This window comes from Pseudomonas sp. NFX71, assembly GCF_048079215.1.
Classification (GTDB): domain Bacteria; phylum Pseudomonadota; class Gammaproteobacteria; order Pseudomonadales; family Pseudomonadaceae; genus Aquipseudomonas; species Aquipseudomonas fluorescens_B.
In genome coordinates this window covers 2,112,304-2,124,559 of record NZ_CP182230.1, presented here as the reverse complement: position 1 = coordinate 2,124,559, position 12,256 = coordinate 2,112,304, and the positions used below count along the sequence as shown (strand labels likewise).

General features: G+C 59.6%; 11 protein-coding genes. 3 read left to right on the top strand and 8 right to left on the bottom strand.

Going from position 1 to position 12,256, the window contains the following annotated elements; all coding sequences use genetic code 11:
* Positions 1-80: 80 nt before the first annotated feature.
* Positions 81-599, top strand: coding sequence for a DUF962 domain-containing protein (locus ACM1ZW_RS09840; protein ID WP_017335872.1), 519 nt, complete (start codon positions 81-83; stop codon positions 597-599).
* A 101-nt stretch (positions 600-700) separates the two neighbouring features.
* On the opposite strand, the gene ACM1ZW_RS09835 is transcribed toward ACM1ZW_RS09840, so the two are convergent.
* From ACM1ZW_RS09835 to dibA, 6 genes are all read right to left on the bottom strand, one after another.
* The gene (locus tag ACM1ZW_RS09835; RefSeq protein WP_017335871.1) at positions 701-1,690 is read right to left on the bottom strand and encodes a sulfate/molybdate ABC transporter ATP-binding protein; all 990 of its coding nucleotides are present in this window, start codon (positions 1,688-1,690) and stop codon (positions 701-703) included.
* A gap of 3 nt (positions 1,691-1,693) precedes the next feature.
* Entirely contained in the window at positions 1,694-2,566 is an 873-nt protein-coding gene (cysW, locus tag ACM1ZW_RS09830; protein WP_017335870.1) for a sulfate ABC transporter permease subunit CysW, read from the bottom strand.
* 13 nt (positions 2,567-2,579) lie between these two features.
* Positions 2,580-3,398: a sulfate ABC transporter permease subunit CysT gene (gene cysT, locus ACM1ZW_RS09825; RefSeq protein ID WP_017335869.1), complete on the bottom strand. Its 819-nt coding sequence runs from the start codon at positions 3,396-3,398 to the stop codon at positions 2,580-2,582.
* A 70-nt stretch (positions 3,399-3,468) separates the two neighbouring features.
* Positions 3,469-4,482 (bottom strand): sulfate ABC transporter substrate-binding protein, encoded by a 1,014-nt coding sequence (locus ACM1ZW_RS09820; protein WP_017335868.1) that lies wholly within the window; start codon positions 4,480-4,482, stop codon positions 3,469-3,471.
* 66 nt (positions 4,483-4,548) lie between these two features.
* On the bottom strand, positions 4,549-4,731 hold the full coding sequence (gene oscA, locus ACM1ZW_RS09815) for a sulfur starvation response protein OscA (RefSeq protein WP_150633166.1): 183 nt from the start codon (positions 4,729-4,731) through the stop codon (positions 4,549-4,551).
* A 296-nt stretch (positions 4,732-5,027) separates the two neighbouring features.
* Positions 5,028-6,947, bottom strand: coding sequence for a phosphodiesterase DibA (gene dibA, locus ACM1ZW_RS09810; protein WP_017335867.1), 1,920 nt, complete (start codon positions 6,945-6,947; stop codon positions 5,028-5,030).
* A 148-nt stretch (positions 6,948-7,095) separates the two neighbouring features.
* Between dibA and desA the strand changes: the two genes are divergently transcribed.
* Together desA and ACM1ZW_RS09800 are read left to right on the top strand one after the other, a co-directional pair.
* Positions 7,096-8,280: a delta-9 fatty acid desaturase DesA gene (desA, locus tag ACM1ZW_RS09805; protein WP_416740463.1), complete on the top strand. Its 1,185-nt coding sequence runs from the start codon at positions 7,096-7,098 to the stop codon at positions 8,278-8,280.
* 247 nt (positions 8,281-8,527) lie between these two features.
* Entirely contained in the window at positions 8,528-9,517 is a 990-nt protein-coding gene (locus ACM1ZW_RS09800) for a GGDEF domain-containing protein (protein WP_017335865.1), read from the top strand.
* 23 nt (positions 9,518-9,540) lie between these two features.
* Here the strand turns inward: ACM1ZW_RS09800 and ACM1ZW_RS09795 are convergent, their stop codons facing one another.
* Both ACM1ZW_RS09795 and gabT read right to left on the bottom strand, forming a co-directional pair.
* Entirely contained in the window at positions 9,541-10,770 is a 1,230-nt protein-coding gene (locus ACM1ZW_RS09795; RefSeq protein WP_416740462.1) for an HDOD domain-containing protein, read from the bottom strand.
* 123 nt (positions 10,771-10,893) lie between these two features.
* Entirely contained in the window at positions 10,894-12,171 is a 1,278-nt protein-coding gene (gabT, locus tag ACM1ZW_RS09790) for a 4-aminobutyrate--2-oxoglutarate transaminase (RefSeq protein WP_017335863.1), read from the bottom strand.
* Positions 12,172-12,256 lie beyond the last annotated feature (85 nt).

Genomic DNA, 12,256 nt, shown 5'->3' with positions numbered 1-12,256 from the left:
ACTCCTGGAGATTGTCGCCTGGCTGACAGAGCGAGAGGTGAACCCGGGGCATGATCAATCACCCTACAGGAGGAATAACAATGAAAAGCCTCGTTGACCATCTCAGTCAATACGCCGCTTACCACCGTGACCCGCGCAATATCGCCAGCCACTTTATCGGTATTCCGCTGATTGTCGTGGCCGTGGCGGTGTTGCTCTCCCGTCCACAATGGGCAGGAGGCTGGCTTTCACCGGCGGTGCTGGTGGCGCTGGCGTCGGCCTGGTTCTACCTGCGCCTGGAAGTGCGTCTTGGCGCGTTGATGACGGTGTTGCTCAGTCTATGCATTTGGGCAGGTCAGGTGCTGGCACAGCAAAGCACGCTGGTGTGGCTGGCGAGCGGTGTCGGGATGTTCGTGATCGGCTGGGCGATTCAGTTTGTCGGGCATCATTACGAAGGACGCAAACCGGCGTTTGTCGATGATGTGACGGGACTGATTGTCGGGCCGTTGTTTGTGGTGGTTGAGCTGGCGTTTTTGTTGGGGATGCGACGGGATCTGAAAGAGCAGATCGAGGCGCGGGTTGGGGGTGTGCGGATAAATCCGAATCGCGCTGCTGCGTAGATCGCTTTCGCGAGCAAGCCCACATTAAGTCTGTGTCGAGCACAAATTATGTGTACGACATCAGCTAAATGTGGAGCGGGCTTGCTCGCGAAGCTTTTGCTTTAGATGTTGGCGACTTTCTGCCAGACCTTCGGTTTGAAGAACAAGGTTTCGCCCTTCGCCAAGCCGATCAGGCTGTCGTGATCCTTCACCACTTCCGCTTCGATCAGCTCGCTCTGGCCTTCGACCTTCAACGTCACCCGGGTCGTCGCGCCCAGCGGACGGATATCGCGCACCTCGGCAGCGTGGTGATCATCCAGCTCATGCCGCGACAGCGACACTTCGTGCGGACGGAACAGCACGTGGTTGTCTTCGCCCAGATGCAGACGGTTGGAATCACCGAGGAAGTGATAAACGAAATCGCTGGCCGGGTTCTCGTAGACGTCGCCCGGTGAGCCGATCTGCTCGATCACGCCTTTGTTCATCACCACGATGCGGTCAGCGACTTCCATCGCTTCTTCCTGGTCGTGGGTCACGAACACCGAGGTCAGGTTGATGTCCTCGTGCAAGCGCGCGAGCCAGCGGCGCAGTTCTTTACGCACCTTGGCGTCGAGTGCGCCGAAGGGTTCGTCGAGCAGCAGGACTTTCGGCTCTACCGCCAAGGCACGAGCCAGCGCGATACGCTGACGTTGACCACCGGAGAGTTGTTCCGGGTAACGATCCGACAGCCAATCCAGTTGCACCATGTTCAACAACTCATGGACTTTCACCGCGATCTGGCTTTCCGTCGGACGCTGGTTTTTCGGTTTCATGCGCAGGCCGAACGCGACGTTGTCGAACACCGTCATGTGGCGGAACAACGCGTAGTGCTGGAACACGAAACCGACGTTGCGATCACGCACATCGTGGCCGGAAACGTCCTCACCGTGGAACACGATGCTGCCCTGATCCGGGGTTTCCAGACCGGCGATGATCCGCAGCAGCGTGGTCTTGCCGCAACCCGACGGGCCAAGCAGCGCCACGAGTTCGCCGCTTTGAATGTCCAGGCTGATGTCATTGAGCGCCTTGAACGCATTGAAATTCTTGCTGACGTTACGCACTTCGATCGACATGAATTATTCCTCCGCGGCGCTGGCGCGCAGGCGGTTAATACGGTTTTCGCTCCACTGCTTGGCCAGCAGGATGAAGAGCGCCAGGATCAGCAACAGGCTCGCCACGGCGAACGCGGCCACGTGGTTGTATTCGTTGTAGAGGATCTCGACGTGCAGCGGCAAGGTGTTGGTCACCCCGCGAATGTGCCCGGAAACCACCGACACCGCCCCGAATTCACCCATCGCCCGCGCCGTGCACAGCACCACGCCGTAGATCAGGCCCCATTTGATATTGGGAACGGTGACGTGCCAGAACATCTGCCAGCCATTGGCGCCGAGAAGGCGCGCGGCCTCTTCTTCCTGAGTGCCTTGTTCCTGCATCAGCGGGATCAGCTCGCGGGCCACGAAGGGCACGGTGACGAAAATCGTCGCCAGCACGATGCCCGGCAAGGCGAAGACGATCTGAATGTCGTGATCCTGCAGCCACGGGCCGAAAAAACCCTGCGCGCCGAACATCAGCACGTAGACCAGACCGGCGATGACCGGCGACACCGAGAACGGCAAGTCGATCAGGGTCACCAGCATGCTCTTGCCACGGAACGAGTACTTGCTCACGCACCACGCGGCGCTGACACCGAACACCAGGTTCAGCGGCACCGAAATCAGCACGGCGATCACCGTGAGCTTCAATGCGGACAAGGCGTCCGGTTCGAAGATCGCGGTGAAGAACGCGCCCAAGCCGTTTTTCAGCCCTTGGGACACGACGATAAACAGCGGCAACACCAAAAACAGGATGAAGACCAGCCAGCACAGGCCGATCAGGATTCGCCGCGACGTGGCACTGCCACGGCGGGCAGCGTTGGCCGAAGAGGCGGCCGCAATAGACGATTGGGACATGGTTCGCGCCTCCTTATGGGGTTTCGATGCGGCGTTGCAGCAAGTTGATCAGCAGCAACAGGACGAAGGAAACCACCAGCATCAGTACACCAATGGAGGTAGCGCCGGTGTAATCGTACTGGTCGAGCTTGACCATGATCAGCAGCGGCAGGATCTCGGTTTTCATCGGCATGTTGCCGGCGATGAATATCACCGAGCCGTACTCGCCGACCCCGCGGGCAAAGGCCAATGCGAAACCGGTCAACCAGGCGGGCAGCAGCGCGGGCACCAGGATATGACGGAAAACCTGCAACGGTTTTGCACCAAGGCACGCCGCCGCCTCTTCCACTTCACGGGGGATATCGGCCAGTACTGGCTGTACCGTACGTACTACGAATGGAAGGGTTACAAAAGTCAGCGCCAGCGTGATGCCGAGGGGGGTATACGCGATCTTGAAGCCAAGGTCCGCCGCGAACTGACCCACCAGCCCGGTCGGGGCGTACAACGCGGTCAGCGCGATACCGGCCACGGCCGTGGGCAATGCGAAGGGCAGATCGATCATCGCATCGATGATCTTGCGACCGGGGAAGGTGTAGCGCACCAGCACCCAGGCCAGCAGCGTGCCGATGATGCCGTTGATGATCGCGGCAAAGAGCGCGGTGCCGAAGCTCAGCTTCAACGCCGCCCACACGCGGGGCGCCGAGATGATTGCCCAGAACTGATCCCAGGTGAGTTGGGCGGCATGCACGAACATCGCCGCCAGTGGAATGAGCACAATCAGGCTGAGGTACACCAAGGTGTAGCCCAGCGTCAGCCCGAAGCCGGGTATGACGGGGGAGATACGACGCGACATAAAAGTCCTTGGTTGAGAACGCGCAAAACCCCGACGGTCAAATCGGGGCTCGTTTATGACCTACAGCAGATTACTGCGCCTGGTAGATCTGGTCGAACACGCCACCGTCATTGAAGAATTTCGGCTGCGCGGTTTTCCAGCCGCCGAAGTCCTTGTCGATGGTCACCAGCTCCAGTTTCGGGAACTGCTGGGCGTACTTCGCGGCGACATCCTTGTCACGTGGACGATAGAAGTTTTTCGCCGCGATTTCCTGACCGGCCGGGCTGTACAGGTGCTTGAGATACGCTTCGGCGATCTGTTCGTTGCCTTTCTTCTCGGCATTCTTGTCGACGACGGCGACTGGCGGCTCGGCAAGGATCGACAGCGAAGGCACGACGATGTCGAACTTGTCGGCGCCACCGTCTTCTTTCAGGGCCAGGAAGGCTTCGTTTTCCCAGGCCAGCAACACGTCACCCTGACCGTTGTTGACGAAGGTGATGGTCGAACCGCGAGCACCGGTGTCCAGCACTGGCACGTGCTTGAACAGGGTTTGTACGTATTCCTTGGCTTTGGCCTCGTCGCCGCCGCTGGCTTTCAGGCCATAGGCCCAGGCCGCGAGGAAGTTCCAGCGAGCGCCGCCGGAGGTTTTCGGGTTCGGGGTGATGACCGACACGTCGTTCTTGACCAGGTCGCCCCAGTCCTTGATGCCTTTAGGGTTGCCCTTGCGCACCAGGAACACGATGGTCGAGGTGTACGGCGTGCTCGCTTCCGGCAAACGCTTCTGCCAGTCCGCCGGCAGGGTCTTGCCGAGCTTGGCGATTTCATCGATGTCACCGGCCAGGGCCAGGGTTACCACATCGGCCCGCAGGCCGTCGATCACTGCACGGCCCTGCTTGCCCGAACCTCCGTGGGACTGCTGGATTTTCACAGTGTCACCGGCGTGATCCTTCTGCCAGAACTTCACGAACTCTGCGTTGTAATCCTGATACAGCTCACGCGTCGGGTCGTAAGACACATTGAGCAGCTCGTAATCCTTGGCAACCGCGGAACCCGCAAAAAGGGCACTGGCCAGGGCGGCCAAAGCGAAATGACGAATCGACGACATGGTGAAAGCTCCTGGAATTCGGGGTGTTGGCTTTTTTATGGTTGCGGGAGTCGGGGTGCCGGTTGTTCAGCTCGGTTTGCTGCTCGGGTTCTGCAAACGGAATTTTTCCTTGCGTTCGATCTGGACCACCTGAGCGTTGTGCACGGTGATTTCCACGGCGCCGAACCGCAGATCGCGCAGGGCGCTCTGGATCTCGCGCAAGATGGTGGCTTCGTCTTGACCGTCAACGCTACGCAGGGATGCGCTCATGGTGCTGCTCCTTCGACTGAGAGGTCGCCTGGCAATGTCCGGCACTGCTTGCGGCGTGAGACCAATAGTAGATAGGTGCAGATATTCTTAAAAAGACTATTTAAGAATGTTTATATAACCAGAAAAACAAACCGTCAGTGCGAGGGTTTGTGCGGAACTACGATTTTTCGAACCCGGCAAAATCCTTGTGGCGAGGGGACTTGTCCCCGTTCGGCTGCGCAGCAGACGCAAAAAAATGGGCCGCTGCGCGACCCAACGGGGACAAGTCCCCTCGCCACAAAAAGCAGGCCGCTTACTTAGCTGATAATTGGTGAGTGCATCCAGTCCAACTGCTCGGCCGGCACCGGCCGTCCAAACCAGTAGCCTTGCCCCAGATCGCAACTCTGTTCAAGAAGGAAACTCGCCTGCTCGACCTGCTCGATGCCTTCGGCATGCACCTGCATCCCCATGCTTTGCGCCAGCGCGATGATCACTCGCACGATCGCCACGTCATCCTCATCCCACGGCAAACCGGCGACAAAACCCTGATCGATCTTGAGCTTCTGCACCGGCAGACGCTTGAGCCGCAGCAGCGACGAATAGCCTGTACCGAAATCATCGATGGCCAGCCGCACACCCAGCTCGCGCAGTCGATGCATCTGCTCCAGCGCCACTTCCGGGTCTTCCATCACCGCGCTCTCAGTGACTTCCAGTTCCAGATACGCCGGATCCAGCCCGGTTTCGTGCAGCACCTTCGCCACTTGCTGAAAGAGCTCACGACGAGCGAACAATCGAGACGAAACGTTCACTGCGACAAACGACAACGCCACACCTGCCTGCTGCCACAAGCACATTTGCTGACAAGCCTGGCGCATCACCCAGGTATCGATTTCTGCGATCAACCCGGTGCGTTCGGCGATGGGAATGAATTCAGCCGGCGACACCAGTCCGCGCTTCGGATGCTCCCAGCGCACCAGCGCCTCGACGCCAACCAGGCGACGGGTCCTGAAGTCGTGAACCGGCTGGTAATAAACGCGCAACTCCTGCCGTTCCAGCGCCTGGCGCAGCTCTACAGCAGTCTCGACCCTATTCTGGGCATGGGCTGTCAGCTCCTCGGTATAAAGGGCGTAGCCATCGCGACCGGCGCTTTTGGCCTTGAACAGCGCCGAGTCGGCGTTACGCAATAGCTGTTCAGCGCTCAAGGCATCGCCGGGGAACAGGCTGATACCGATGCTGGTATTGATGAACAGTTGATGCTCGCCAATCAGGAACGGCTCTTTGAGACCATCGATGATCCGCTGCGCCAGCGCAGCGGCCTGCATCAACTGCGGACAGCTTTCGGCGAGCACTGCGAACTCATCCCCCCCCAGTCGCGCCAACGTGATCTCCGGGCCAAGCAAGGCCTGCAATCGCTCGGCCACGGCCTTGAGCAACTGGTCGCCGACCGTGTGTCCAAGGCTGTCGTTGATCATCTTGAAATGATCCAGATCGATCATCAGCAACGCACAGCCACGCTTGTGCAGTTGCGCCGACGTCAGTGCCTGCTCGGTACGGTCAGTGAACAGCATCCGGTTAGGCAAGTCCGTCAACGGGTCGTGATGAGCCAGATGCTTGAGTTCATGTTCGGAGTTCTTGATCGCGCTGATATCGGAAAACACGGCGACGTAATGACTGAGCTGGCCCTGGTCGTCGTGAATCAGACGGATCGTCTGCCATTGCGGGTAGATTTCGCCGCTCTTGCGGCGGTTCCAGATTTCACCGCTCCATTCACCGCAACTGTTCAGTGTCGCGAACATCGCCTGGTAGAAAGCCGCCGGGTGACGGCCTGACTTGAACAGGCTGGGTTGGTGGCCCAGGACTTCTTCATCCGAATAACCGGTGATTTCCATGAACGCCCGGTTTACGTGGACGATCACCCCCTTGCTATTGGTGACCAGCACGCCTTCGCGGGTGCAATCGAATACGGCGGCGGCCTGACGCAAACGCTCACGATCTTCATGGCGCTCACGCAAGGTGGCGCCGAAGCCCAGGCAACGGAGCAATCGCGCTCGAGCGATAAAAATCAACCCGGTGCTGAGTAAGACCCAAGCGTAACCGTTGATCAGTTGCCACCGCAGTAGCTCGTTAGAGCTATCGAAGAAGCTGTTCAATAAATAACCACTGAACTGCAGCCAGACTACGGATAGCAACAGGTAAAGCAGCGCTGCACGCAAAGCGTCGCGATAGGTGGCAGACATTCGGCCGTCCATGTCCCTACAAAAAGGATTCGAATTATAGGTTAAAGAAACATCCGGCCACTCTTATCTGAAAGGGCGACTGGTTTTATCTGTGGGCTTAGTGATAATGCAACGGCTGTTTTTTTCTTTTTCGAGGGCCCTATAGCCTATGTGGTACGAAGGTTTTCTCGGCTTGTCGCCCTGGTCACTGGTGGCAGTCACCCTGCTGATGACCCACGTCACGATTATCGGCGTCACGGTCTATCTGCATCGTTATTCAGCCCATCGCTCCCTTGAGCTCAATGCTGGCCTGAAACATTTCTTCCGCTTCTGGCTGTGGCTGACCACGGCGCAGAACACCCGCGAGTGGACCGCCATCCACCGCAAGCATCACGCCAAATGCGAAACCGTCGATGACCCGCACAGCCCGGTCATCAAGGGCTTGTCCACCGTTCTGCGCAAAGGTGCCGAGCTGTACCGCGCCGAAGCGGAAAACCCCGAGACCCTGCGCATCTACGGCAAGAACTGCCCCGAAGACTGGATCGAACGCAACCTCTACAGCCGTTTCCCGCTGCTGGGCGTTGCAATCATGGGCGTCATCGACCTGCTGCTGTTCGGCACCATCGGTATCACCATCTGGGCCATCCAGATGATGTGGATCCCAATCTGGGCCGCCGGCGTGGTCAATGGCCTGGGCCATGCCATCGGCTACCGCAACTTCGAATGCCGCGATGCGGCGACCAACCTGGTGCCCTGGGGCATCCTGATCGGTGGCGAAGAACTGCATAACAACCATCACACCTACCCTAACTCGGCAAAACTGTCGGTGAAGAAGTGGGAGTTCGACCTCGGCTGGGCCTGGATCCAGGTCTTCAGCTTCCTGCGTCTGGCCAAGGTTCAGCGGGTTGTACCGATTGCCCACCGGGTCGAAGGCAAAGGCAGCCTGGACATGGACACCGCCATGGCCATCCTCAACAACCGCTTCCAGATCATGGCCCAGTACCGCAAACTGGTGATCGCACCGCTGGTCAAACAGGAACTGGAAAAGGTCGATCACTCGGTCCGTCACCAGTTCCATCGGGCCAAACGCCTGCTCTCCCGGGAAACCAGCCTGCTCGATGACAAGCACCACGTACGCATCCAGACCATGCTCGAGCACAGCCAGGCGCTGAAGGTAATTTACGAGAAACGACTGGCCTTGCAGCAGATCTGGGTCAAGACCAGCTCAAATGGTCACGACATGCTGGCCGCCATCAAGGATTGGGTACACGAAGCCGAAGCCAGCGGGATTCAATCCCTGCGCGACTTTGCCGATCAGTTGAAAACCTACTCCCTGCGCCCTGCCGCTGTCTGACCCTGCTGAGGGGCTTTCTGTGGCGAGGGAGCTTGCTCCCGCTCGGCTGCGCAGCAGACGCAAAACCTGACGACGCGTTTTAACCAAAAAAACGCGTCGCCAATACCGCCCGGCGGGAGCAAGCCCCCTCGCCACTCAGGGCGGGAACTAAGCTCCAAATCCCCTATCTCAAAGACACTTCGCCACTACGGCGGGCTTTGTTGCGACCGCTGTCCAATACGCGGCACGCCCTTTGAGATTTGTGTCGATGGTCACCAAGAACCTCCAAGACTCATCCCTACCCCAGTGGCCCGAGGCCGCACAAACCCTGATGGCGCTGATGCACGCCCAAGGCGAAGTCGCACGCCTGAGCGAACGCGAACAGCTATTCAGTTCCCTGCTGGTAAGCGTCAACGCGGTGCTTTGGGCATTCAACTGGGAAACCCGCCAGGTGCTCTACGTCAGCCCTGCCTATGAGCGGATCTTCGGTCGTTCCGCAGGTCTGTTACTGTCCGACTCCAACCAGTGGCGCGACAGCATCTACCCCGACGATCTGGAGTACGCCGAGCGCAGCCTCGCCGAAGTGCTGGAAAAAGGCGCTGTCGAAGACCGCGAGTACCGCATCATCGCCGCCGATGGCCAAGTGCGCTGGCTCAGTGACAAGTGCTTCATCAACCGTCAGGCCGAACCGGGCCAGCCAGTGATCATCGTCGGCATTGCCGAAGACATCACCGACAAGAAACAGATGGAAAGCGAGCTGCATCGCCTGGCGACTACCGACGTTTTGACCAAGAGCAGCAATCGCCGGCATTTCTTCGACTGTGCCCACCGCGAATTCGAACTGGCTCGCCAACAGGGCGCACCGCTGGCGTTTCTGCTGCTGGACATCGATGACTTCAAGGTGATCAACGACACCTACGGCCACCCGGAAGGCGACAACGTACTGCAACACATCGCCGAGACCGGTCGCGAGGCGTTGCGTCGCGGTGATGTGTTCGGACGAATCGGCGGTGAGGAATTTGCCGCGGTGTTTCCCGGCTGCGCGCCAGACATGGCCATGCAAGTGGCCGAGCGTCTGCAACGGGAGATTCAGCGATTGACCTTCAGCCATGATCAGCAGACGTTCGGCATCACCGTCAGCCAGGGCTTGACCAGCCTGACCGCCGAGGATGAAAGCATCGAGAGCCTGTTTGCCCGGGCGGACGCGGCGATGTATGAAGCGAAGCGCCAGGGCAAGAACCGGATCATCTCTGGCTGACAGCCCTAACACCAAGCCCGCTTCTACAAGCGATCGGCTTGTTTTTTGCGCAGCCGCATCAATTCCGGCAACCCGATCTTCAGCAACCGCGCCGTCCGGCTCTTGGCCAGCCCCTCAATGCCCTCATGCTCGCCCAGACGTGCCATCTGCGCCGCCATGTTCATCACCAGCGCCTCGCGGGAATAAACCCCGCCACCGAGCTGGTACACCGCCGCAATCAGCTCTCGCAGTTCCAGAGGCAAGCGCCAGCGGGTCCGCAGCGCGGAACCGTAAGCCGCGCCGAATTCGGCGAGGGCATCACCCACCTCCTCCCATTCATCCAGCTCACCGCCGGCCTGCTTCCATTCCTGCAGACAGCGAAGCAGCGCCAGATCACCCAGGCGATGCAACATCCCGGCGCAATAGCACCGGTCCTGATCCAGGTCCAGCAAACGCGCCAGTGTTCGGGCGTATTCGGCGGTGTGCAGCGACAGTTCCCAATAACGCTCGGCATAGTCCGCCAACAACGGATCGCTAAGCCGGGCACTGCGCTTGAGCGCCAACCCCAGAATCAGGTTCATGCTCTGCCCGGTGCCCAGTCGCTGCAACGCCTGGGACAGGGTTTGTACGGCGACGCCATGGTGCTGGGCGGCGCTGTTGGCGGCGGCGATCAGGACGGCGGTAATCTGCGGATCGGTACGGATTTCATCTTCCAGCCGCATCAGATCGAGGCCACTGGGGTTGAGGCTGCGTTCGACCGCCAGCTGTACATCCGTCATCAGCGGCGCGCCGTCGGCCTGCTCACGTCGACGCTCGAGAAACACCGATAACGTCATGCCCGGCGCCAAAACCGGTACATCGCAGAACACTTCTTCTCCAGCATTGAGCAGCAAACCTTGCAGACGCTGGGTCAGGCTCTCCATGTTCAACGGTTTGGCCAGGTACGCGGTGGGCGCATACGGCAAGGCTTCGCGCACGCTGGCACCATCATTACGGTTGCTCATCAGGATGAAAGGCAACGGCGGATTGCGTTTGCGTTGACGAACGCTGCGCAAGACATTCAAGCCATCCACGCCGGGCAGTTCCCAGTCGACAATCACCAGGTCGTAAACGTTTTCCGCCAGTCGCGTCAGCGCGTCGTGGCCATCGGCGCACAGATCCAGGCGCGCATCACAGCGCACATTCAGCAGCACTTGCTTGAGCAGATCCCGCGACCAGGGATCGGCCTCGGCAATCAACACTCGGGGTATAGCGGGCAAATCAACGGCCGTCATGCAACAAGCTCCCTCTCAATGCTTGTACCTTAGTCAATGCGGGGCATTCCAAACAGCGCAGTGTGTAATACAGACAAAAAAACCCGCCGAAGCGGGTTTTTTGTCGATCAGCTCACCAATCGATCAGAGCTCCGAGAAGCACTCTTCGATGATTGCCAGACCTTTGTCCAGTTGCTCGTCCGGCGCAGTCAGCGGTACCAGGACGCGCAGAACGTTGCCGTAGGTGCCGCAAGACAGCAGGATCAGGCCCTTTTCGCGAGCCTTGGCCACAACGGCGGCTACCGCTGGAGCGTTCGGCTTGTGGCTGTCGCCATCAACGAACAGCTCGACCGCGATCATCGCACCCAGGGCACGGACTTCGCCGATCACCGGGTACTTGGCCTGGATGGCCTTGAGGCCAGTGACCAGACGCTCGCCGACAGCCTTGCAGCGGTCCAGCAGGTGCTCTTCCTCGAACACTTCCATCACGGCCAGGGCCGCGGCGCAAGCGATCGGGCTACCGGCGTAGGTGCCGCCCAGGCCGCCTGGAGCGATGGCGTCCATGTATTCGGCCTTGCCGCACACACCGGCCAGCGGGAAGCCGCCTGCGATGGATTTGGCGAAGGTGGTCAGGTCGGCAGCGACGCCCATCTGTTCCATGGCGAAGAAAGTGCCGGTACGGCCAGCGCCGGTCTGCACTTCGTCAGCGATCAACAGAATACCGTGCTGGTCGCACAGAGCGCGCAGGCGCTTCATGAACTCTTTAGGCGCGACGTAGAAACCGCCTTCGCCCTGAACCGGCTCGATGATGATGGCAGCGATGTCACGCGGCTCGGCGTCGTTCTTGAAGATGCGTTCGATGCTGGCGATCGAATCGTCGATGCTCACACCGTGCAGTTCGTTCGGGTACAGCGCGCGGAAGATGCCGCCTGGCATCAGGCCCATGCCGGCCGAGTAAGGCACGACTTTACCGGTCAGGCCCAGGGTCATCATGGTGCGACCGTGGTAAGCGCCGGTGAAAGCGATCACGCCGGCACGGCCAGTAGCGGCACGGGCGATTTTCACGGCGTTTTCCACGGCTTCGGAACCGGTGGTGACCAGCAGGGTTTTCTTGGCGAAATCACCTGGCACCTTGGCGTTGATTTTTTCGCACAGTTCCACGTACGGCTCGTAGGCCAGGACCTGGAAGCAAGTGTGAGTCAGCTTGTTCAGCTGTGCAGTCACGGCCGCGATGACTTTCGGGTGCAGGTGACCGGTGTTCAGCACGGCGATACCGCCGGCGAAGTCGATGAACTCGCGACCTTCAACGTCGGTCACGGTAGCGTTCTTCGCGTGGTCGGCGAAGATCGGGTGAATCTGGCCAACACCGCGCGGTACAGCGGCTTCGCGGCGTTTCATCAAAGAAGCGTTAGTCTTGCTCATAAAGTCCTCATTCACCGCTCATCGGGCGGTGTGGTTCAAGGAAAATGCGGCGGGGTGCAACGGCGACAGCATGCGATGATCGACT

Excerpts from the sequence above, each read along its gene's own strand:
- desA (WP_416740463.1), top strand. The coding sequence starts at position 7,096 with ATGTGGTACGAAGGTTTTCTCGGCTTGTCGCCCTGGTCACTGGTGGCA.
- ACM1ZW_RS09800 (WP_017335865.1), top strand. The coding sequence starts at position 8,528 with ATGGTCACCAAGAACCTCCAAGACTCATCCCTACCCCAGTGGCCCGAG.
- oscA (WP_150633166.1), bottom strand. The coding sequence starts at position 4,731 with ATGAGCGCATCCCTGCGTAGCGTTGACGGTCAAGACGAAGCCACCATC.
- ACM1ZW_RS09835 (WP_017335871.1), bottom strand. The coding sequence starts at position 1,690 with ATGTCGATCGAAGTGCGTAACGTCAGCAAGAATTTCAATGCGTTCAAG.
- ACM1ZW_RS09820 (WP_017335868.1), bottom strand. The coding sequence starts at position 4,482 with ATGTCGTCGATTCGTCATTTCGCTTTGGCCGCCCTGGCCAGTGCCCTT.
- cysT (WP_017335869.1), bottom strand. The coding sequence starts at position 3,398 with ATGTCGCGTCGTATCTCCCCCGTCATACCCGGCTTCGGGCTGACGCTG.
- ACM1ZW_RS09840 (WP_017335872.1), top strand. The coding sequence starts at position 81 with ATGAAAAGCCTCGTTGACCATCTCAGTCAATACGCCGCTTACCACCGT.
- dibA (WP_017335867.1), bottom strand. The coding sequence starts at position 6,947 with ATGTCTGCCACCTATCGCGACGCTTTGCGTGCAGCGCTGCTTTACCTG.
- cysW (WP_017335870.1), bottom strand. The coding sequence starts at position 2,566 with ATGTCCCAATCGTCTATTGCGGCCGCCTCTTCGGCCAACGCTGCCCGC.
- ACM1ZW_RS09795 (WP_416740462.1), bottom strand. The coding sequence starts at position 10,770 with ATGACGGCCGTTGATTTGCCCGCTATACCCCGAGTGTTGATTGCCGAG.
- gabT (WP_017335863.1), bottom strand. The coding sequence starts at position 12,171 with ATGAGCAAGACTAACGCTTCTTTGATGAAACGCCGCGAAGCCGCTGTA.